This window comes from Rhodopirellula sp. P2, from assembly GCF_028768465.1.
Lineage (GTDB): Bacteria > Planctomycetota > Planctomycetia > Pirellulales > Pirellulaceae > Rhodopirellula.
In genome coordinates this window covers 2,970,218-2,991,462 of record NZ_CP118225.1, presented here as the reverse complement: position 1 = coordinate 2,991,462, position 21,245 = coordinate 2,970,218, and the positions used below count along the sequence as shown (strand labels likewise).

The following is a 21,245-nucleotide window of genomic DNA, read 5'->3' as shown; positions in this document are numbered from 1 at the left end:
GAAAATGGACAATTCAAAGGTAACACTCTGCGTTGGATCACGAAAACCCTCAGAGGTTTGAGCTATTGTATTGGCGACGTTTCACACGTCCCCTCCCCCAATCCCCCCTTTTTCCCCCTGCAAGTGACCCCATGCCGAGTTTCACACCCTCGCTTCCTGCCTTGAAAATCCCTCGCGTCGAAGTGGCTGGATTGCGGACCGCCGCCGCTCTCCTGGCCGGATGCGTCTTCCTCATCCCTTCCATCGTCACAGCCCAAACCCGCGGGCCAGCCGAAAAAGCCGCCAAACAAGATCGTTTTCAAATCACCGCTCGGGCATCGGAGATCGACCCTCGCGTGAAGGCTTATCCAGAAATCAATTTTTTGATCGAGGACGCCAAAGGAAAACCGGCCGATCAACAGCAGGCGATGTTCAATCCCAACGTCAATTCCCGCGGCCAACTGGTGATTTGGTTGATGGGCCACAACTCACAGCTGTTCGAAAAAGTCGGCGATTACGGCCTGCATGCGATTCGAGTCCACTACGCCAACAAATGGTTCAGCATCTGTTGCCAAGAAAAACCGGTTGCCCCGACCTGTCGCGGCAACATGCGTCTGGAGGCTGCCACGGGGGAAGACTACACCGACGAAATGAACCTGGCCAAACCAGACGGGATGGCTGAACGAGCCTTCCAGTTTGTGCGTTGGCTGGCCGAACGAAATTCTCCCGGCAACTGGGAACAATTCCTCAACGAAGACCGCACCGACCTGAACTGGGACAAAGTCATCGTGGCCGGCAGCTCCCACGGCTCGACCACCGCCGCGAGATTTGCCAAGCACCAACGGGTCGCTCGCGTCGTCGCGTTGTGTGGACCACGGGATCAGTATCAAAACTGGCAAGCCCTTCCGTCGGCGACCCCGCCGAACCGCTACTTTGCCTTCTCTCACGTGCTGGACGGTGGCTGGGTCGATGACCACTACTGCCGCAGCTGGGAAATGCTCGGACTGAATGCCTTCGGCCCGATTGTCAACGTCGATGAACAGGCACCGCCTTACGGACACACGCGACGTTTGATCACGGACTTCGACGTCAACGGCGACGCCAAGCGAGCCCACAGCAGCGTGCAGCCCGGACGCTCAGCCGCCAAGGATCCTAAAACGGGTGAGTACAAGCACGAAGCGGTCTGGCGTTACCTCTTCACGCATCCTGTCGACCAAGTCGGCACGCCCGTCGATCGCGACCCCGATTGCACTCACGATCAAAAACAGTGAACGCTGTCTGAGATGTGATTCGCAAGAAACAGAGGGTTCTGCAGCGTTGCTGCAGGGCCCTCTTTGCCGATGGCAGCCAGCGTGATCCGCGATTCGATCACTCCCCTGGCAAAATCTGCTCCGACAAAAGTCGCACGTAGAGTTCGATGTGACGCTCGACCATGGCGCCGAGCGAGAACTCCGTGACGATGCGTTGGCGGGCTCGCTCGGAGATTCGCTGGCATTCCTCGGGGTCATTCAGAGCCGACAAACTTCGGCGGACCAAAGCAGCCTCGTCACCCAGTGGAAACAGCCAGCCGGTTTCCCCTTCGATGACCAAGTCTCGATTGCCGGGAATGTCCGAAGCGATCACGGGCAGACCCGCCAACATCGCTTCGATCACTGCGTTGCTTTGTCCTTCGTATTCACTTGCGATCCAAAACAGATCCGCGTGAGGCAGCAGTTCGGCGATATCATCCCGCTGCCCAGCGAAACGCACATGCAACGGAGAGGACACCGCGTCTCGATGCCGGACCAACTCATCTCGCTGTGGCCCATCTCCGATGATCACCAAGGTGGTGTTTCCGTGAGTCGTCGCGAGCAGTTCGCCCGACCAGATCAGATCGCGAATTCGTTTTTGAGGCCACAATCGCCCCACAGCCAGAATCAATCGCCGATCCGGCGGCACGTCCAAACGGCTCATCGCCTCGTCGCGATCGATCTCAATGAGGCCCGTCGTGCAGACGGACTCGACTCCATTGGGAATGACCACGAACTGCGCCGGATCCAACCCGTTGGCCGCGTAAAATGCCTGGACACCGGAACTGTTCGTCGTGATCGCCTGAGAGAACTTCTGCAATCGTCGATCGATACGAAAGTGCCAGGACGTCTTCCAAGGATCCACACACCGCTCGCTGGCAATGATGACGGGAACGCCCGCCCATTTTGCCGCCACACGTCCGAAGCAATTCGCGGCGAACAACCAGGTGTGCGCGACATCAGGTGCGAAATCGATGAGCTGTTTCTTCAATCGAAACAACGCAGTCGGATCCACTTTGAAACGCTTGCCAATCAAGACGACGGGGATGCCAGCGTCTCGCAGTTCGACACTCCGCGGGCCATCATGCGTCAACAAGAACACGCGGACGTCATGCCCGGCTTCATGCAATCCCTTGGCAAGCAGGACCACCTGTTTTTCGGCGCCACCACGGTCCATGGTGGGAATGACCAAGGCGATCTTCATGAGGCTTTCGGGTTGGGCAGTGGTTGATTGGGACGCAAGATGGATTGCCAGAACGTCAACTCCGGTTCCAAGGGATGACGACGCGAAAGATCGCGAGCCAATTCGAAGGCATGTTGCTTGGCCATTTCCAGATCGCCCCAGACGGAACGAAACGCTTTCCGCAGCGTACTCGGCTTGGCCGGCTCATACCAAGCCAACGAATCCAAAATGGAAGCGTCGAATTGTGTTTGCAAGTATTCCCTCGCCGCAGGATGATCGGCGACAATCACGGGAAGCCCCGCCGCCAGTGATGCCGGAAACGTGAACCGCAATTGAGAATCTTCATTCAGCACGACTGCGTCAACCGAACGCCAGATTTCCGTCATGTCCGAAAACGATCCCGGAATCGCGACGACACTGCGGACGCCCTCGGCTCGGAGTTCCGCGTGCACCCAATCACGAAGTTGGCCGTCACCTAGCATCCAGATTCTCAACTCCTGGTCTCGGGCAGCGAGAAACCTTGCACTCTGGACCAAAGCTCCCACACCACTTTCGGAGGACGCCGGTCCCGCCATCGGCCCGCACCACAGGAGAACACGTGAATCGTTGTCGGTGGTCAGGTCGAGATTGATCCCCCGCAAACTCCTCCTCGCGTTCATTCGTTGCTCATTCGTCACCATCACCGGGCGATGAAAACCGACCGGACGCCTGCGAAGTTTTTCCGCTGGAACACCATGCGAAACCAAGTACCGATCTGTTTTGGCATGGTCCGTGACCACAGCATCCAGCCCACCGCAAGATTGCAGCACGCGCCGGCCGCTTCGCGTGTTCTGGCACCAGGTCTCGTCAGAATCCTCGCCCCATCCGCCGCACATCGCAACGCCCACGGTGGCTCTCACGCCGGCCGCGTCCGGTGTCCCCGATTGAACTGCGGTGGCCACCGCCCGGGATTCCTCCCGAAGTTGATCGCAAACGATCGCGTCGAGTCCTGGCATTCGCTCAGCCAACCAGTGTCCTAAATGCCGGACGTAACGCTGCGTCGACCAATCGCCACGAGGGGCTGCCGCCACACGATGTACCTTGACGTCGCCCAACGTGATTTCGGTGGGCCAAGTGTTGCCATGTCGGGGCGTCACGACCTCCACCTGCATGCCCCAGCTCGCCAACCGCTGGGTCAATTCAAACGTCGCCGCGGCGGCTTCATGCCGCCCCGCGCACAGCGGCCAATAGTGCCGAGCCACGAACATCACTCGAGACGCACTCACTGGCGTGCCGTCGCTTCAATCTCGTCCGGTTCCAACACACCGATGAACGGCAAGTTGCGATACATGTCGAGGTAATCCAGCCCGTAGCCGACCACAAATTCGTCCGGGATTTCAAACGCCACGAAGTCAGGCTTCGGACCGATCTGCTCGGGTCGCAATTTCCGCAGCAAGACCGCCGTGGAAACGCTGGAGGCGCCCATGTCCGCGATCGCTTCGCTGAGCTTGGTCAACGTGGCCCCGGTGTCATAAATATCATCCACCAACAACACGTCCCGGTTCTGCACATCAATCAGCATCTTGGAATCGATCTCCAATTTGCCCGCTTGTGTTCCGCCCCGATAACTCGAGGCATGGATCACGCCGACTCGCTGAGGCATCGACAACCGGCGAATCAAATCGGCGAAGAGGACCAACGATCCCGTCATCACCGCGACCACCGTGATCGGCCGATCGCCATAGTGGGAATCAATTTCCTTGGCCAACTTCGAAACGCCGTCATCGAGCTGGGATTCGTCAATCAGCGTTCGCATGGCGGGTCACAGAGAGAGAGGATCAAGGAAGTATGAGCAAAGCGACGTGACGAGCCTTCATCGCGACGGAGGGCCGCAACCAGTGTCAAACCAGTCCGATTGCGCAAACCAGCGAAAAGGCAGCGAATTTCCCGGTCGAGTCACCCCTGATGCGGGAACGCGACCGACCGATGCCCTGACCGCCTGCGGTCCGATTGAAAGGGTTGGGTTGTCTTCGTCGGCACCCATTTTGCCCTATCAATCGTGGATCGAACAGACGCATGACGCCATCGCAAAAATTGGCACGGGCTCGTCACTGCTTCCAGGCTTGGCTCAACGCCCAACCCGCAGAAGATTCGCCCGATACCATTCGAATTCGCCCGAGTGAACCGCAAGCCGAATGGAGTGAATCCGTGTTCATTTGCGACGGATTCTATCGAGGTCGCCGGTTCCGAACCGACAGCGCCTCGGCAATTTGGTTCACCGAAGAGGATGAGTTGAAGATCCACGATGAAGACGGTTCCTGCGTGGAAACCCTCTCATCCGCTGAACTGGAAGCACAATTCGCTGCCGCCCAACCTCAGACAGACACCGCTCAGACCGAACCACTGCGTCGAGCTGCCTAGGAGTCGAGCTGCCTCAAAACTGCCCGCAAGAAGGGCAGGTCCCAGCACGCTACGACTCGAGGAACTCCAAACGCTTTTCGAGCGCCTCGAGTTTGGCAGTCACGCTGTCGAGTCGATCTTGAATTTGGTCGATTCGATCATCGTGGGCGGACTTCCCCGAAGCCGATTCCACCGGTTCCGATGTGACGGGCTCCGATTTGGCAGGTGCCGCGGCCGAAGCGTCCTGCTTCTTGATCTTGTCGACCAAGTACAGGCGTTCTTGGGGCGTGTACAAGCGATGCGAAAACGTTTGCCCGCGTCCCGAAGGCGTCAGCGATTCGACCAAACCTTTGTCGATCAAGGAATCCAATTCGGTCTTCAGCGAATCCAGGTCGGGAAATTTGTGCATGCGCGACGCTCGGGTGCGCAACTCGCCCGCGGTTTGTGGCCCACGCAGCAACAACTCGGTCATGATCGCCGCCCCCGGACTGTCGACCCCCAGCCACTCATAGGCGGCGTGCCGGTACTTTGTCACCCGTCCACTGCCCTGGATTTCGCGAGCCGCGCCGGCGGCCCGAAGCTCATCGAGGGCGGACAGAGCATCCGACTCATCCACCTGCATTTGCGGCGAACGATTGGACTTTTGATTGCAGCCCGTGATCAAACCAGCCAAGGAAAGTGGGTAGCCGTCCGGCGTCGTCTTGGCCTTTTCAACCAACACGCCCAAGCAACGTCTCGCAGCGGCGGACAACGGGTGAGGTTGGCTGGTTTCGTTTTCAGCAGCGTTCTCTTCGTTCATGCAATTTCCTTCTTGATGCAAACCACCTGAGGTCGATCGTGATCGCGCAGGCGGCCAGAAACAGGGGGAGCCTCTCGCGAGCCTCGGTTCAATCCGTTGACAATCCAATCAAACGACTCACGGCCAATCGAACGGCTCATGGTAGCTTTTTCCTGACTTCTTGGCAGCAACCAAGGATTTCCGCGAGCCGCTCTCTCGACGCAGGGCTCCAGACCGTATCATCATGCGTTGGGCTGTCTCACGAGGATACAGCCACATCGTTTTCGACTTGTGTAGGTGGAGCCGCTGCCGGTGGACACGTATCTCATCATCTTGATTGTTCTCATCGCCCTGCTGGTCATCGCGATCTTGCTGGCCGTGTTCTCTCCGCGGCTGTTCGTCCGTGGCCTGTTTCGTCCGGTCCTGGCCTTGTTTTACCGAAAACGCGTGGTGGGCCTGGAGAAATTCCCAGCCGAAGGCGGTTGCCTCCTGGTCAGCAATCACATGTCGTGGATCGATGGAATCTTGATTCTGTGGGCCCTGCCACGAAATGTTCGCTTCGTGGTCGACGGCAGCAACTTCACGTCCAAAATCGGTGATTATCTCGGCCGCGCCTTTGACACGATCTTCATGATGGGCGGCCCCAAGTCGATTGGACGAGCCATCCGTGACGCCCGCGAAGGGCTGAACAAGGGTGATGTGGTCGGCATCTTTCCCGAGGGCACGATCACCCGAACCGGGCAACTGCAGGCGTTCCGCCCAGGGATGAGCAAAATCCTGAAGAACACCGATGCGAAAGTCGTTCCGGTCCACTTGGAAGGCATGTGGGGCAGTCTCTTCAGCTTTTCCGGTGGCAAGTATTTCTGGAAATGGCCTGACAAACTGCGGCGAACGATCACCGTGTACGTCGGCGATCCGTTGCCCGCCGACACCCCAATCTCAACCGTTCGCGGCAAGGTCCAAGCCCTGGGGTCCCAAGCTCAAATCGATCACCGTCGCGAATTTCCAGTGCTGGCACGCCAAGTCCTGCGGGTTTGGCGACGCCGGGGCAAACGACTGCAAGCCGCCGACACCTTGGGCACAGAAGTCGGTGGCAGAAAACTGTTGATCAACACGCTGGCCCTGCGCCGCTGCCTGCATCGGGAAGTGTTCTCCAAAGACGAACAATTCATTGGCGTGCTGCTTCCCCCCAGCGTCGGTGCCGTCGCTGTGAACGTGGCCTTGGCCGCCGATCGGCGGGTCAGCGCCAACCTCAACTACACCGTCAGCAGCGAGGTGATGAACCACTGCATCCACGATGTGGGAATCAAACACGTGCTGACCAGCGATCGGTTCTTGGAAAAAATCGACGTGGAACTGGACGCCGAAATTGTTTCGCTCGACAAACTGAAAGAAAAAGTCAGCTTGGCCGACAAAGTCATCGCGGCCCTGCAAGCGACGATTGTGCCAAGCTGGTTGCTGGATCGAATCCTGGGTCTGAACAAAATCCAGAGCGATGACCTGTTGACCGTCATCTTCACCAGCGGCTCCACCGGAATGCCCAAAGGCGTGCTGCTGTCCAACGCAAACGTCAGCCACAACGTCGATGCCGTCAATCGTGCGATCCGCCTGACCACCGAAGACGTGGTCATCGGCGTGCTGCCGTTCTTCCATTCGTTTGGTTACGCAGTCACGCTCTGGGCGGCACAAACGCTTGGCCCCGCCGGTGTGTACCACTTCAACCCGCTGGATTCCAAACAGATCGGCAAACTGGCCGAGAAGTACAAGGCCACGGTGCTGCTGGGCACACCCACGTTCATGCGTGGTTACCTGCGACGCATCACCCCGGAACAATTCAAGACGCTCAATGTCGCGGTGGTGGGCGCCGAGAAGATGCCCGCTGACCTGTTCGACGCCTTTGAAAAACGCTTTGGAGTCCGCCCCGTCGAAGGCTACGGCACGACGGAAATGAGCCCCTTGGTCAGCGTCAACATTCCGCCCTCACGTTCGGCTGCCAAGTTTCAACCCGATCGTGTCGAAGGCAGCGTGGGGCGGCCCTTGCCCGGGATCTCAGCCAGGATCGTGTCGCCTGACGATGGAACCGAATTGGACGCCAACGAGGACGGAATGCTGCTCGTGACCGGTCCCAATGTGATGCGAGGCTACGCAAATCGCGATGACCTGACTCAATCCGCCGTCATCGATGGGTGGTACACGACCGGTGACATCGCGCACATCGACAACGACGGCTTCCTGCACATCACGGGGCGTTTGAGTCGCTTCTCCAAGATCGCCGGGGAGATGGTGCCACACGTTCGAATCGAAGAGGAACTTGGCAAACTGCTCTCCGAAGGCGAGGACGACGATCAAGTCCGCGTTTGTGTCACCGCCGTTCCATGCGACCGCAAAGGCGAACGCATCATCGTCTTGCATCTGCCCACGTCCCAGAAACCAGACGCACTCCGCGAAGGGCTGAAGGAGGCAGGACTGACCAACTTGTTCATCCCAGCCGCTGACAGCTTCTTCGAAGTCGACCAGATCCCGCTGCTGGGGACCGGAAAACTGGATCTCAAGGGTGCCCGAGATCGGGCCAGCGAACTCACGCTGGCGAGCTGCTGAAGGAGAACCTGACGTTCCGTTGGCAATGCGAGCAAACGGGTCCACCTTGGGCCCGTTTGCCAATGAGCCCGCGTTTCAGTGAGCCCGTGTTACAGTGAGCCCGCGTTTCGATCCGCCCAGTTGCTCAATCAGGTCCGTTTCTCGATTGGCGTCGGTTCTCGATCGGCGCGGTTTCTCAATCGGCGCCGGTGCTTCACCGGCCGACTGACACGCTCTACGCGATCTCGTCTTCCTGACTGACCGGTGAGTTCAAATCGATCGCTTCGAATCGACTGCGATACAGAATCCGCTCCCACCACCGAGCCCGTCGCAACGACGGATCATCCGCACTCACCAAATGGCGTTTGCCGCGACGGGTGCAGATCTTCAGCTGGTTGTCAGCGAGGACTTCTTCAACCATCCAGTATTTCTCGACCACGTAGCGGTAGGTGTTGCCCTTCCCGGCGGCATGAACGTCGGAAGCGCGCGGCCCCGGCGAAACACTGCTTTTGTGTTTGCGGTAGATCACCCAATCGTTTCGCTGAAATTGATTTGCGGCCAATGTCATTCCTGAGACGTGGATTTGAGACAAGTTGCCCAACTGGGATGATGGCAGCTTTCAGAAAACGACACAATTGGTGGTGCGATCCATTGTCGGCAGGAACGCAAAATCGCTTGGAAGATTGCCTCCAAGCGATTCGTGAGTGACTGAAAAATTGCCTGGATCATTTTGTCGAGAAACGGAACACCGTTGTCGTGTCGTACTTCTCACCCGGCTTCAAAATCGCCGATGGAAACGTCGGTTGATTGGGGCTGTCGGGGAAGTGCTGAGTCTCCAAGCAGAACCCTCCCCGGTGCACGTAAGGTTTGCCCGACTTCCCTTCCAAACGACCATCCAAGAAGTTCCCGCAATAGAACTGGATCCCCGGTTCAGTGGTGCGAACCTCCATCACACGCCCTGATGTCGGCTCCAAGACGCGAGCTGCCCACAGCATTTCGCCAGGCTCACCCGAAGGATCGAGCACAAAGTTGTGATCGTACCCCATTCCGAATTCAAGTTGCTCGTTGTCGACAGCGATGTCGCGTCCAATCGCTTTCGCCTTTCGAAAATCAAACGGCGTCCCCTCCACTTCTCGCAATTCGCCGGTGGGAATCAAGGTTGAATCAACCGGAGTGAATTTCGAAGCGTTCAACATCAGCTCGTGATCGAGGATGGTCCCGTTGCCCTCACCGGCCAAGTTGAAATAGGTGTGCTGGGTCAGGTTGATCGGGGTGGCTTTGTCCGTGGTCGCTTCGTAGCGGACGATCAATTCATTCTCATCCGTCCACTGGTAAGTGACCGCGATGTCCAGATTGCCGGGGTACCCCTCTTCACCATCTTTCGCGAGGTAGGTCATCTTCAAGGCTGGCTTTCCGTTGACCGCCGTGGGCACCGCATCCCAGACGACTTTGTCAAATCCAATCACGCCACCGTGCAAGTGATTGGGACCGTTGTTGGTCGCCAATGAATAGGTCTCCCCGTCCAGCGTGAACTCCCCCTTGGCGATTCGGTTCCCGTAACGTCCGACCACCGCACCGAAGTAGGGCTTGTCGACCGCGTTGATGTAGCTTTCAACCGAGTCATACCCCAGCGCCACGTCGCCCAGCGTTCCGTCGCGATCAGGCACCACGATGGAGGTCACGATCGCACCAAAGTTGGTGATCTGAACCTTGGCGCCGGACTTGTTTTCGAGTGTGTACAGCTCGATCGAATCAAAGTCCTCGACCTGCATCTGATCTTGTGCCAGCCCAGGAATGGCAAGGCATCCAATCATCAACACACCCGCAAACCAATGTGCAATGAGTCGGTTCATACGAATTCTCCAAGAAGCAATGGACTTGAGTTTAAAAGGAAAGCTGATTTTGCGACGACTGCTGGATCAACCACGGCGTCGTCGCTTGAACGCTGCGATGAACGGAACATCCTAAATGGCGAAGTAGGCGTAGACGCCCAAGCACAGCAGAACCAAAACGCCGCCGACGTACGGGGCCGGTTTCCACGGGGTCAAGTCAACCAATTTGGCATCGCGTTGTTCGTAAGGCGAATCCCGACGAATCCCGATCGCAACCATCACCAACTGCAGGGCGACCAACAGGACAAACACCGCCCCCATGTAGTGAAACCCATTGCCGAAGATAGAAACGAGCCAACCGTCGTCGCCGCCGCTGCGGAAGGTCCCGATCACCATCAGCACCAAACCGACGATCAACGCGACCATCGCGGATCGCCCGTCAGCAGTCTTGTGGAACAACCCCAACAGAATCACCGAGGCCAATGGGATGAAGTAAACGCCGTTGAGCCCTTGGAAGAAACTGAAGACACCGTCACGTCCATAAAAGACCAACGGTGCCGCGATGACAGCAAAAATGGCAACGACGAAACTGCAAATCTGCCCCGAAAAACGCACCTGCTTCGTGGTCGCATCCGGCCGAATGTATTGCTTGTAGACGTCCAAGGAGAACAGCGTCGCCGCCGAGTTCAACACCGAGTTGAACGTCGAAAGAATCGAACCGATCACCACCGCCGCAAAGAATCCGAGCAACCATTCCGGCAACACGCGTGCGACCAACGCACCATAAGCCTGACTGGACTTCCAATTGCCTTCCGCGTTCAACCCGACGGCATCGATCATTTGCTGGTCCTCGGCGGTGATGACCAAATAAGCCGCTGCGATCCCAGGCAACACGAGAATCAACGGGGCCAAGATCTTAAAGAACGCGGCCAGCAAAACTCCCTTTTGACCCTCCGCCAAATTCTTCGCCCCAAAAGTTCGCTGAATGATCTGCTGGTTGGTGGTCCAGTAAAAGAAATTGAGTAGCAACACTCCCGTGAACAACGTTGGCCAGTGAGTCGATTCGTCCGCCGCACCCAGTGACCGAAACGCGTCGGGATCCGCTTCATGAATCTTCTGAAGCGCCCCCCCGATTCCGCCTTCGTCTCCAGCGACAACCTGCAGCGAAAAGTACGTGATCATCAAACCACCAACCAACAACCCGGCACCGTTGAACGTGTCGGAAACCGCGATGGCTCGCAATCCACCAAAAATCGCGTAGGCACCGCCCAGCGATGCGATGAACACCAGCAGCATCCAAATCATCTGGTAGTCAGTCACCCCGAACCGAACATGAAGCGACAACATGCTGTTGAGCCCGTTGGCGCCCAAAAACAAGACAAACGGCAACAGGATCAGCATGTAGGCAACGATAAAGATCGCCGCCGTCAGCGCTCGCACCCCGCGACCGTAGCGTTCCTCCAGAAACTGCGGGATCGTCGCGATCCCGGATTTCAAATACCGAGGCAAGAACACCAACGCCAAAACCACCAGCGAGATCCCCGCGACCACTTCCCAGCACATCACCGACAGCCCATCGCTGAAGGAGTCTGCGTTGAGCCCCACCAATTGCTCCGTCGACAAATTGGTCAGCAGCAAACTTCCCGCGATGAAGACGCCGGTGAGCGAACGACCGGCTAAGAAATAGCCCTCATCGGTGTCCACGTCGCTGCCACGCGTCTTCCACCATGTCAGAAACGCTACCAAACCAGTGAAGAACAGAAAGGAAACGAGCGTGGTGGTGTTCATGGACATCCTCGGGGGTTGCATCATGCAATGGAGTTTCAGCGAGACGACATACCATACAGCGTCACCACACCCCTTACATCCTCCACGAACTATTTTCTGCCGTTCAGCACATGCAAGTGGCCCGGATGGCCCCTTCAATCACCATCCGCCTGAACCCCACGCGAACAGGCTTCCCCGAACCACCCTCTCGCCCTAAGACATTTTGCCCCGCAAGCCGCCCCCGGGCCGGGTGGACCAAATCACTGAATTGAAGATCCAATCTCCGGAATTGGAGGGACTGGCTATCGCCCACGGGCTGAATCTCGCAAAATGACATGCTTCAAGCCTGCCCCTCCGTTTGGGCATTTGCCCGCATTCCGAATTTTCGTCAGTCCCCAATCACTCATGGCCCAACGTTCACGCAGATCCCGAGACGCTGAGACCACCGCAGGCGCGAGTTCCAACGGCTCCGAGCCAAAGCAAGCCTCCGAGAACAGCTCCCCCACCAAAAACGAACCCATTCAGGTCAATCCCAAGGTGTTCAACGGCGACACTCAGATCGAGGTCGACGGGATCCAAGTCAACTTGCGGAATCGCTATTTGGCAGCTTTCTTGGCTTGGTTGGTGCCCGGAGCCGGGCATTACTACCAAGGTCGCCACACCAAGGGCACCTTGTTCGTGATCAGCATTCTCTCGATCTGGACCCTGGGATTTGCACTGGGCGGCTTTCACGTTGTCTACGCCTCCTGGTATCCCGGCGACAAACGCTGGCACTATTTCCTCCAAGCCGGAGTGGGCTCCGCCGCACTTCCCGCCCTGGTTCAGGGCAATCGAATGCGACTGGCGACCGACAACCGCGGGCGAACTCGTCAGGACTACGAACCACTGTGGAACGGCTTCATGGCGCCCCCGCACCGTCCCGTCGATGAATCCGAGGCCGATGAAGTCGCCGCCTGGTATGCCCGCCGTGGCTCGGGCTACGAAATGGGCACCTGGTACACGATGATCGCAGGGCTGCTGAACTTTTTAGTGGTTTACGACGCGTTTGGCGGTCCCTTGGCGGTTCCGATCAGTGGTCGCAAAAAACGCGAGTCCGAACAATCCGAAAGCGTTCCCGGCAACGAAGAAGCGCCCTCGCAATTTGCGGAATCGAACTGACGCGATCACACTCTCCTCTGCGATTCCGATCGCCTTATCTAATCAACTGACTTTACTGTTGAAGGACGCGCGTTGAACAAACCTGCTCGCTCCAAACCTCACGTGGCGTTGATGGTCGAGACCGCGACTGTTTACGGACGTGAAGTGCTATCTGGAATCATGCGTTTCATGCGAACGCAAGAAGATTGGTCCGTCTTCCTCGAACAGCGCGACCTCATGACGTCGCCACCGGCCTGGCTGAACGATTGGCAAGGCGACGGGATCATCTCGCGAGGATCCACCAATGAAATGATCGAGGCCGCGGTCCTGCGGAACATTCCGGTCATCGAATTGAATGACCGCAGCGAAGTCGACAAGGCGCACGTCCGCAGCGATGACGCCAAAATTGGTGAAATGGCCGCCCGCCACCTGATGGAACGCGGATTCCAACACTTCGGATTCTGCGGCTTTGATTTCGAAGCCTGGTCGCATCGACGCCAAGAAGCGTTCGCGAAAACGGTCCAACAAGAAGGATGCCAGTGCGATTCCTTCAACTCGCCCTGGATGAACTTGGCCCGACCCTGGGAAGAGGACCAACAAGCAATTGCGGATTGGCTGCAAGCGTTGCCAAAACCCTGCGGAATCTTCACCTGCAATGACCTTCGCGGCCAACATGTCCTGGCCGTTTGCTCCACCTTGGAACTGACCGTGCCGGAAGAAGTCGCCGTGATCGGGGCCGACAACGACGAACTGCTTTGCCAATTCTGCCAGCCGCCACTGTCCAGCGTGATTCCCAACGCGGAAGCGGTCGGCTTCCTGGCCGCAGAACGCTTGTCCCGCCGGATGAAGGGCGAATCGCACCACGAATCACAGCAAGTCGTGGCCCCCACTGGCGTCGCGACTCGGCTGTCCACCGATGTCGTTGCCATCGATCATCCCGAAGTCGCGTCGGCCCTGGCCTACATCCGGCAACACGCTTGCGAAGGCCTGACGGTCGACGAAGTCCTGCAAAACGTTGCGGTCAGCCGCAGCACCCTCGAACGGCAACTGCGTCGCTACCTGGGACGCACACCGCAGCAGGAAATCCGCAACGTTCAACTCAAACGCGTCCGAGAACTTTTGGTCACCACCGAAATGGCAGCCGAACAAATCGCCTACCGGGCAGGGTTCGATCACCCGGAATACATGCACTACGTGTTCAAACGCGATCTGGGGATGACCCCTGGGCAATACCGGCAAAGTGTCCGCGGGCAGGACGGCTGACTCCCCGCCAGCGAATCGGGGGCGGGATCCCAGCACCAATGCCGTCAATTTCCCCTGCAAATGCGACGGGAACGCTGGAAGAAAATTTGGTGCGGGCACGGCAACCAAGTATACTGATTCGACCCAGATCGCTCCCGGTCCAGCCCTCCATCCCCTGAATTGCCGCCTGCATTCAATCGTGGAGGACACTTTGGCCGCGGGACTGATCGCCTGCGGCGCCGAATCAAGGGTGGATCTCGCCATCGAAAATCCATCTTGTCTTCAGCGCCCGACCATTCCTTCTCCCTGCACACTGATTCTCAGGATGTTGACCGTGAATCGCCACTTCTTCTCTCGTCGCACCCCAGTTTCGTTCTCCGGAATGACCTCTCTGATGTGCGTTGCCGCTCTCGGTTTCGCCATCGCGGGACTTGCTTCACCCTCCAACGCCAATGCTGGCGGTGAAGAAACCGTCGTCAATGGCTTGTTCGAGGCCATGGAAGCCGGAACGGTTGAGGCCAAATTCATCCCTCAATCGTCTGCAAAAGCCAACTTGTTGGTCAAGAACCTGACTGACAAACCTCTGCACATCCACGTTCCCGCCGCCTTCGCTGGCGTTCCAGTTCTTGCTCAAGGCATGATGGGCGGCATGGGTGGTGGGATGGGCGGCGGCATGGGTGGTGGAATGGGCGGCGGCATGGGCGGCGGTGGCGGTGGCGGTCAAGCCATGGGCGGCGGCGGCGGCATGGGCGGCGGTATGGGTGGTGGCATGGGCGGCGGAATGGGCGGCGGCATGGGTGGCATGGGCGGCGGCATGGGTGGCTTCATGCGAGTCGCACCTGGACGCACGACCAAAATGGCTCTCAACACCGTTTGCCTCGAACATGGCAAACCGGAACCCAATGCCAAAATGAAATACACCATCGCGCCACTCGACCAAGTCACCAAAGACCCTGCCGTGACGGCCTTGTGCGAAGCCCTGGGCAATGGACTCATCGCTCAAAACACGGCCCAAGCCGCAACATGGCACCTGACCGACAAGATGTCATGGAGCGAACTGGCAGAGAAGAATCGCAAGGAAAGCCAGTACACCGGCAACGAACCTTACTTCACCGCCTTTGAGCTGCGTGCCGCATCCAACGTGGTCGGCGAAGTCAAACGCATCGCCCAGAATTACCAGGACAAACTGGAGTCAGGCGAGAAGACCGAAGGCGGCCTGACCTTGGACAACAACTACGGCAGCTGAACAGCAGCTTGTCACCGAGTGATCGCCCAGAACGCAATCACCAACGAGAAAACCAAACTTGACCTGCGAGGACTTCATTGTCCTCGCAGGTCTTTTTTTGGGTCCTTGGGTTGATCCAGTGAAGTGGTGGATCCACCACCTGAATCAGTCGTCGTCGGACTGGACGGCTTCTGTCTTCCCAGCCTTCAAACGCAGGAACGAGTCGAAGAACCCTTGCAGTTCACTGCCGTCGAGCACACTGTTGAAGTTGCCAACGTAATGCCCCGTCCGAGCGTCCTTGACGCGTTGATCAGGGTGCAAGAAGTAGTTGCGAATCTGGCTCCCGAAACCGGTTCTTGCCTGAGTCTCGTACTTCTTGGCTTCCTCCGCTTCACGGCGTTCCTCCTCGATTCGTGCCAACTTGGCCCGCAGCATCTTCCAGGCGGTGTCCCGGTTTTGGTGCTGACTTCGCTGGTTCTGACATTGCACGACCGTGTTGGTCGGGATGTGTGTCAACCGAATCGCACTGTCCGTCTTGTTGACGTGCTGACCACCCGCTCCACTGGCCCGGTAAGTGTCTTCGCGAACATCCTTCTTTTCGATGTTCACTTCAAACGAATCATCGATTTCAGGCGAAACACTCACCGCAGCAAAGCTCGTCTGGCGTTTGCTTTCGCTGTTGAACGGACTGATCCGAACTAACCGGTGCATGCCTTCCTCGCCCTTGAGATAGCCATACGCCATCGGCCCCCGAACCGCGATCGAGGCATGGTTGATTCCCGCCTCCTCGTTTTCTTGACGGTCCAGCAACTCAATTTTGTATTCCTGCCCCACCGCCCAAGCGGAGTACATCCGAAGCAGCATATCAGCCCAATCGTTCGCATCCGTCCCGCCATCGCGAGCGTTGATGGTCACAATCGCACCAGCGGAATCGTTCGGCCCGTTCAGCAAAGCCTTCAATTCCAAGTCATCCAGGACACCCTCCAGGCGATCGATCTCCGACCGAACCTCATCGACAATGGAATCATCGTCCTCTGCCATCTCGAAGAGGGCTTCCAAGTCTTCCGCGGAGGACTCAAGCTCATTCAAAGGAGAGACAATTCCCTTGAGACCCTTGAGTTGCATCACGACCTTTTGAGCCGCTTCACTGTCGTTCCAGAAATCAGGCGCCCCCATTTGGGCTTCGATCTTTTTGATCGCTTGGTTCTTGCCAGCGTGGTCAAAGAGAGTCCTGTAGCTGGACCAGGCGGCTGCGAATCGCTTGACTGCGTTGCGTCAATTCAGCGTCCATGACGAAATGTCCCTCTCGGATATGATGGTGAGCCGGCGAGGCCGTGCACAGCGTGTGCAAGGTCCGCCAAATTTTTTTCTTAGAAAACGGATTCTACATGTCTCGCGTGGTTCTCGCGATGAGTGGCGGCGTTGATTCCAGCGTCGCGGCCCACCTGTTGTTGCGTGACGGTCACGAGGTGATCGGAGTCTTCATGCGCCACGGCGAAGCCTCCGCTGCCGCCTGCCGAATCGATTCCGACGAACCCCAAAACGCCAACCCCCTGAATCTTCCTGTGCTGGGCGAGTCCACGGGTGGCAAACGAGCTGATCACAAACAGGGTTGCTGCAGCGCAACCGATGCCGCCGACGCTCGCCGGGTCGCGATGTCGATGGGGATTCCGTTTTACTCCCTCGACCTGCAAGAAGACTTCCGAAAGATTGTCGACTACTTCGTCGACGATTACCTCGCCGCGCGAACACCCAATCCGTGCGTGAAGTGCAATCACTGGATCAAATTCGGACGTTTGTTCGATTACGCCGATGGTGTCGACGCCGAGTTCGTCGCGACAGGGCACTACGCCCGAATGGTGCACGCCAACGGCAGATCCGAACTGCATCGCGGCCTGGACGGCCACAAGGATCAATCGTACGCGTTGTTTGGCATCGACCCAGCTCGCTTGCCCCGCATGATGCTGCCGGTCGGCGACTTCACCAAACCCGAAATTCGCGACATGGCAACCTCGCTCGGACTGGGCGTTTCAGACAAAAAGGACAGCCAAGAGATCTGCTTCGTCACCCAAGGTCACCACAGCGACTTTGTGAAGTCTCGACGTCCCGAGATGGTCGGCGCAACCGCCGGAGAAATCGTGACCACCGGTGGCAAAGTCGTCGGCGAACACAACGGATTCGAAGCCTTCACGATTGGCCAACGCAAGAGACTCGGCGTCGCCATGGGCGAGCCACACTTTGTGATTCGCATTGAACCGGACACCCGGCGTGTTGTGATCGGGTTGGCAAAAGAACTGCTACGCCCCGGACTGATGGCCGATCAATGCAATTGGTTTGTGCCCCCTGAAGAGCTTGCGGATGCCAAATCCGTCGGCATCCAGATTCGCTACAACGGACAGCCTCATCCCGGCCATGTCGTGATCGACGCATCCGACTCAACCCAGATGAAGGTCCTGTTCGACGATCCCCAAGCCGCGGTCGCACCGGGCCAAGCCGCGGTCGTTTACGACGGGGAACGAGTCCTCGGCGGCGGCTGGATCACCCACGCCATCGATCGCGTCGCCGACGGAGACCCTCCGTCGGCCTGAACACACCCTCCGCAGCAAGCGATCCAGTACGATGGGCTTCCAAGCCCGTCGAAAAGAAAACCCGACGCATGAGTTTCAAAACTGCGCTTTTGCAGTCGGCTTCGTTGGCCAATGTGGGGTCTGACATCCCAAAACTCGTACTCGCACTCGCACTCGAAACCAGGCCCGGACGGGCCGACACAGCCATTGCCGGGGCCGTCAGGCCCCGGACGAGCATGCCCCCACAAAGACAAAACCCCGAAGGGGTGACAGAGTCGATTGTGCTCGGTCGTCCCGCCGGGGCTTGGAATGATCGTGGGGCGTGGACCGGGGCCTGACGGCCCCGGCAGGAGATCTGCCGACCCTCCGGGCCTCAACTCGCTGAGGTGTCCGAACGGCGTTTCGCTTGGCCCGACTCCAAACGAGACGCCCCCAAGGAACATCCAAGGGGAAGGCCTATTGGGTGGGCGACTGTTAGGTAAAGGCCGTACGGTGCCATCCACCAAAGGCTTTGAGTTGAACCAGTTGCAACCAGGCCCGGACGGGCCGACACAGCCATTGCCGGGGCCGTCAGGCCCCGGATGAGCATGCCCCCACAAAGACAAAACCCCGAAGGGGTGACAGAGCCGATTGTGCTCGGTCGTCCCGTCGATGCCCTGGGCAAGGTCACCAGCTACGAATACGACGCCTCGGGCAACCAGCTCAAGGTCCGCGACCCCAACGGAGTCGGCCAGGACTGCCTCTACGATGCCTTGGGGCGTGACACCCAGTGCACCGACACCGCCAGCGGTGTGACGCAGAGCGGCTATGACTTGGCTGGCAACAAGGTCTCCTCGACCGATGCCAAGAGCAACACGACGACGTACGTGTTCGACGCACGCGGTCGCCAGATCAAACAGATCGATCGCCTCTCGGGTGAAACCGAGTTCGCCTACACGGACACCGGCCAGCTGGAATCGCTGACCGACGCCGAGGACCAAGTCACCAGCTACACCTACGACGCGGCCGGCACCAAGCTGACCGAAACCTACCCGGACCACGTGCCCAGCAGCACGATCGGTCAAACCGGTTACGGGATCGTCTCGTTCACCCCGGACGCCACGGGCCGCACGGTCCAGCGAACCGACCAGCAGGGTGACACGTGCGACTTCACCTACGACCTGGCTGGTCGTCTGAGCAGCAAGGCCTACACCGGTCACGCCAGTGGCCCGCTGTCCGGTCAAAGCCACACCGACACGTTCACCTATGACGACGCCAGCCGCATGCTGACAGCCATCAGTGGCCGCTACAGCAACACGGTCACCTACACCTACGACGATGCGGGCCGCAAGGCCAGTGAGTCGATCCAGATCGGCGGCCAGACGTACACGGTCCTGACCGATTACGACGCGGCGGGCCAAGTGTCCAAGCTGACCTACCCGGACGGCAAAGAGGTCGACCGCAGCTACACCGACCGTGGCCAGCTTGCCGGGATCGACTTCGACAGCACCACGATCGACACGCGAACGTACGACGATGGCGGCCGGATGCTCACCAGCAGCTACAATAACGGTGTGAGTGAAACACGGGCGTACAACAACGACAACACGCTGGCGAGCATCAGCTTCAGCGGTGCATCGATCGGCAACCTCAGCTACGGCTGGGACGCCAACAAGAACAAGACCAGTGAGGGGATCACGGGAACGATGAGCGGTTACGGGTTCGATGTCGGAACGAGCGGCTACGACGTCGAGGATCGCCTCGTCTCGTGGGAGCGAGACGACAGCAACCTGGACCAATCCTGGAACCTGAGCCTGGTCGGTGACTGGAACAGCTACACGGAAAACGCCAGTGTCCAAAACCGTACCCACGGTGACACGCACGAGCTACTGACGGTGGCTGGCCAAGCGGTCACGCACGACGCCAAGGGCAACCAAACGGTGATCCCCGCGATCCTGCGTCCCGGCAGCGACCCCCTGGCGATGAAGTGGGATTTTGAGAACAAGCTGATCTCAGCGGACACCGACAACGACTCCGTGGCCGACGTGACCTACCAGTGGGACGCCCTGGGCCGACGAGTCGGCCGCGACGACGGCACAACCGTGACGGTGTTCGTTCAGTCCGGCCGACAAACGATCGCCGACTACACGTCCGGCACGGCGGCATCGAGTCCCACGTACGACTACGTCTACGCGTCCTACATCGACGAGCCCGTCATGAGGTCCGGCAGTGGCGGCAACCGCTACTACCACCGCAACCAACAGTACAGTGTCATCGCCCTGACCAACGGCAGCGGAGCGATCCAAGAACGCTACGCCTACGACGCCTACGGCGGGTTGGATGTGTTCGATGGTGCCGGTGTGTCCGCTGCTTCGAGCGACAACCGGTACACCTATACTGGGCGTGAGTGGGACGGTGACCTTGATCTGTACCACTTCCGGGCTCGGATGTACGACGCTAGGTCGGGACGTTTCTGCTCCAGAGATCCGATTGGGTTTAGGGGTAGTCCAGGAAATATTTACAGCTTTTTACGCAGTCGCGTCTTTCGGTACGTTGATCCGTCAGGTCTGCAGGTTAGTTCGCCGGGTGTTTTCCCACATTCCGAACCAGTGGGAGACGGTAGCATCGATTTCGAGACTCACGTTACTGATGGACCAGATGGCACAGTTTGCATCTATGCGAAGGCGACAAGAAATGTAACACGCGAGAGTTGGAACGATGAAATGGAGGAATGGAATGACTGGCGAGATCCTGAAGATGTCGATGGCTGGGACTTCCCCAATTTCCCCCTGATCTTGAACGGTGATGATGACGACAACGAATACGGAGGCATGTACTTCGATGGACAGGATTATCGTGATGACGATGACTTTCTTGAGATTTCTATTTCACTTGACTGCCCAGAAGGAAGTGGAGGCGGCACCAATTCAACGAATAGCTGGAAAGAAGATGTCATTCCGTCTCGTGATGGAATCATGAACCCAGGGGCGGGCGGGAGAAAGGATGCTCGATTAGTTCATAGGGCGAAATCAGCAACCGTTTGCGTCCCAATTTGCCCATGTAGCGGAGGCGGGACGTTGGATATTTCTTTTGATTATCGAGATGAAAAATACGGGGGCAATTACGGTGAACATGAGATCGACATGCAGAACTTTTGATCGTATTGGTAAGGTTCGGCTTACGTTTGGAACACTTGCAATCGTTGTCTGGTTATGCAATTCGTTGAACTTAATCGAGTCGTCCGGCGGCATGCTCTCTCCAGTGCACGGGTTGGCAAGCTCTTTCGGTGGGTGGCCGCTTCCTTGCGGGGG

General features: G+C 58.2%; 17 protein-coding genes. 8 read left to right on the top strand and 9 right to left on the bottom strand.

What is annotated here, in order from left to right; all coding sequences use genetic code 11:
• The first annotated feature begins 131 nt into the window (after positions 1-131).
• Complete coding sequence (locus PSR62_RS10570; RefSeq protein ID WP_274407713.1) at positions 132-1,250, top strand: alpha/beta fold hydrolase; 1,119 nt, start codon at positions 132-134, stop codon at positions 1,248-1,250.
• 97 nt (positions 1,251-1,347) lie between these two features.
• On the opposite strand, the gene PSR62_RS10565 is transcribed toward PSR62_RS10570, so the two are convergent.
• The 3 genes from PSR62_RS10565 to hpt are packed head-to-tail and all read right to left on the bottom strand — an operon-like array spanning position 1,348 to position 4,246.
• Positions 1,348-2,472 carry a glycosyltransferase family 4 protein gene (locus PSR62_RS10565; RefSeq protein WP_274407712.1) on the bottom strand — a complete coding sequence of 375 codons (1,125 nt, stop codon included), beginning with the start codon at positions 2,470-2,472 and terminating at the stop codon, positions 1,348-1,350.
• Entirely contained in the window at positions 2,469-3,716 is a 1,248-nt protein-coding gene (locus tag PSR62_RS10560) for a glycosyltransferase (RefSeq protein WP_274407711.1), read from the bottom strand. Before PSR62_RS10560 ends, PSR62_RS10565 begins: the two co-directional genes overlap by 4 nt.
• On the bottom strand, positions 3,713-4,246 hold the full coding sequence (gene hpt, locus PSR62_RS10555; protein ID WP_047815530.1) for a hypoxanthine phosphoribosyltransferase: 534 nt from the start codon (positions 4,244-4,246) through the stop codon (positions 3,713-3,715). The genes PSR62_RS10560 and hpt overlap by 4 nt, the downstream gene beginning before the upstream one ends.
• A gap of 260 nt (positions 4,247-4,506) precedes the next feature.
• Between hpt and PSR62_RS10550 the strand changes: the two genes are divergently transcribed.
• Positions 4,507-4,851: a hypothetical protein gene (locus PSR62_RS10550; RefSeq protein WP_274407710.1), complete on the top strand. Its 345-nt coding sequence runs from the start codon at positions 4,507-4,509 to the stop codon at positions 4,849-4,851.
• Between the two features lie 49 nt (positions 4,852-4,900).
• On the opposite strand, the gene PSR62_RS10545 is transcribed toward PSR62_RS10550, so the two are convergent.
• Together PSR62_RS10545 and PSR62_RS10540 are read right to left on the bottom strand one after the other, a co-directional pair.
• Entirely contained in the window at positions 4,901-5,629 is a 729-nt protein-coding gene (locus PSR62_RS10545) for a YceH family protein (protein WP_274407709.1), read from the bottom strand.
• The gene (locus PSR62_RS10540) at positions 5,626-5,769 is read right to left on the bottom strand and encodes a hypothetical protein (protein ID WP_274407708.1); all 144 of its coding nucleotides are present in this window, start codon (positions 5,767-5,769) and stop codon (positions 5,626-5,628) included. The genes PSR62_RS10545 and PSR62_RS10540 overlap by 4 nt, the downstream gene beginning before the upstream one ends.
• Before the next feature lie 136 nt (positions 5,770-5,905).
• Between PSR62_RS10540 and PSR62_RS10535 the strand changes: the two genes are divergently transcribed.
• On the top strand, positions 5,906-8,206 hold the full coding sequence (locus PSR62_RS10535) for an AMP-binding protein (protein ID WP_338020159.1): 2,301 nt from the start codon (positions 5,906-5,908) through the stop codon (positions 8,204-8,206).
• Between the two features lie 214 nt (positions 8,207-8,420).
• On the opposite strand, the gene PSR62_RS10530 is transcribed toward PSR62_RS10535, so the two are convergent.
• The 3 genes from PSR62_RS10530 to PSR62_RS10520 form a co-directional block, all read right to left on the bottom strand.
• Entirely contained in the window at positions 8,421-8,753 is a 333-nt protein-coding gene (locus PSR62_RS10530) for a hypothetical protein (RefSeq protein ID WP_274407706.1), read from the bottom strand.
• A 157-nt stretch (positions 8,754-8,910) separates the two neighbouring features.
• Complete coding sequence (locus PSR62_RS10525) at positions 8,911-10,038, bottom strand: aldose epimerase family protein (protein ID WP_274407705.1); 1,128 nt, start codon at positions 10,036-10,038, stop codon at positions 8,911-8,913.
• Between the two features lie 111 nt (positions 10,039-10,149).
• Positions 10,150-11,805 carry a solute:sodium symporter family transporter gene (locus tag PSR62_RS10520; protein ID WP_274407704.1) on the bottom strand — a complete coding sequence of 552 codons (1,656 nt, stop codon included), beginning with the start codon at positions 11,803-11,805 and terminating at the stop codon, positions 10,150-10,152.
• 384 nt (positions 11,806-12,189) lie between these two features.
• Between PSR62_RS10520 and PSR62_RS10515 the strand changes: the two genes are divergently transcribed.
• The 3 genes from PSR62_RS10515 (at position 12,190) to PSR62_RS10505 (ending at position 15,409) form a co-directional block, all read left to right on the top strand.
• On the top strand, positions 12,190-12,942 hold the full coding sequence (locus tag PSR62_RS10515) for a DUF6677 family protein (protein WP_274407703.1): 753 nt from the start codon (positions 12,190-12,192) through the stop codon (positions 12,940-12,942).
• A gap of 72 nt (positions 12,943-13,014) precedes the next feature.
• On the top strand, positions 13,015-14,184 hold the full coding sequence (locus PSR62_RS10510; protein ID WP_338020158.1) for a XylR family transcriptional regulator: 1,170 nt from the start codon (positions 13,015-13,017) through the stop codon (positions 14,182-14,184).
• Positions 14,185-14,488: 304 nt separating this feature from the next.
• A complete protein-coding gene (locus tag PSR62_RS10505) occupies positions 14,489-15,409 on the top strand; it encodes a hypothetical protein (protein WP_274407702.1) in 921 nt (306 codons plus the stop codon).
• A 144-nt stretch (positions 15,410-15,553) separates the two neighbouring features.
• Here PSR62_RS10505 and prfB read toward each other — a convergent pair.
• Positions 15,554-16,679, bottom strand: a protein-coding gene (gene prfB, locus PSR62_RS10500; RefSeq protein WP_338020157.1) for a peptide chain release factor 2 whose coding sequence is annotated in 2 segments (ribosomal slippage) — positions 15,554-16,609 and positions 16,611-16,679 — 1,125 coding nt in all. Because the reading frame shifts where the segments join, the coding sequence is not laid out codon by codon here.
• 97 nt (positions 16,680-16,776) lie between these two features.
• Between prfB and mnmA the strand changes: the two genes are divergently transcribed.
• Both mnmA and PSR62_RS10490 read left to right on the top strand, forming a co-directional pair.
• Entirely contained in the window at positions 16,777-17,976 is a 1,200-nt protein-coding gene (gene mnmA, locus PSR62_RS10495) for a tRNA 2-thiouridine(34) synthase MnmA (RefSeq protein WP_274407701.1), read from the top strand.
• A gap of 566 nt (positions 17,977-18,542) precedes the next feature.
• Complete coding sequence (locus PSR62_RS10490; protein ID WP_274407700.1) at positions 18,543-21,092, top strand: RHS repeat-associated core domain-containing protein; 2,550 nt, start codon at positions 18,543-18,545, stop codon at positions 21,090-21,092.
• Positions 21,093-21,245: the final 153 nt, after the last annotated feature.

What these genes read in the sequence shown, in the direction of transcription:
- PSR62_RS10505 (WP_274407702.1), top strand. Translation starts at nt 14,489, where the DNA reads ATGTTGACCGTGAATCGCCACTTCTTCTCTCGTCGCACCCCAGTTTCG.
- PSR62_RS10550 (WP_274407710.1), top strand. Translation starts at nt 4,507, where the DNA reads ATGACGCCATCGCAAAAATTGGCACGGGCTCGTCACTGCTTCCAGGCT.
- PSR62_RS10540 (WP_274407708.1), bottom strand. Translation starts at nt 5,769, where the DNA reads ATGAGCCGTTCGATTGGCCGTGAGTCGTTTGATTGGATTGTCAACGGA.
- PSR62_RS10530 (WP_274407706.1), bottom strand. Translation starts at nt 8,753, where the DNA reads ATGACATTGGCCGCAAATCAATTTCAGCGAAACGATTGGGTGATCTAC.
- PSR62_RS10490 (WP_274407700.1), top strand. Translation starts at nt 18,543, where the DNA reads ATGCCCCCACAAAGACAAAACCCCGAAGGGGTGACAGAGCCGATTGTG.
- PSR62_RS10565 (WP_274407712.1), bottom strand. Translation starts at nt 2,472, where the DNA reads ATGAAGATCGCCTTGGTCATTCCCACCATGGACCGTGGTGGCGCCGAA.
- PSR62_RS10570 (WP_274407713.1), top strand. Translation starts at nt 132, where the DNA reads ATGCCGAGTTTCACACCCTCGCTTCCTGCCTTGAAAATCCCTCGCGTC.
- mnmA (WP_274407701.1), top strand. Translation starts at nt 16,777, where the DNA reads ATGTCTCGCGTGGTTCTCGCGATGAGTGGCGGCGTTGATTCCAGCGTC.
- PSR62_RS10545 (WP_274407709.1), bottom strand. Translation starts at nt 5,629, where the DNA reads ATGAACGAAGAGAACGCTGCTGAAAACGAAACCAGCCAACCTCACCCG.
- PSR62_RS10520 (WP_274407704.1), bottom strand. Translation starts at nt 11,805, where the DNA reads ATGAACACCACCACGCTCGTTTCCTTTCTGTTCTTCACTGGTTTGGTA.
- PSR62_RS10515 (WP_274407703.1), top strand. Translation starts at nt 12,190, where the DNA reads ATGGCCCAACGTTCACGCAGATCCCGAGACGCTGAGACCACCGCAGGC.
- PSR62_RS10525 (WP_274407705.1), bottom strand. Translation starts at nt 10,038, where the DNA reads ATGAACCGACTCATTGCACATTGGTTTGCGGGTGTGTTGATGATTGGA.
- hpt (WP_047815530.1), bottom strand. Translation starts at nt 4,246, where the DNA reads ATGCGAACGCTGATTGACGAATCCCAGCTCGATGACGGCGTTTCGAAG.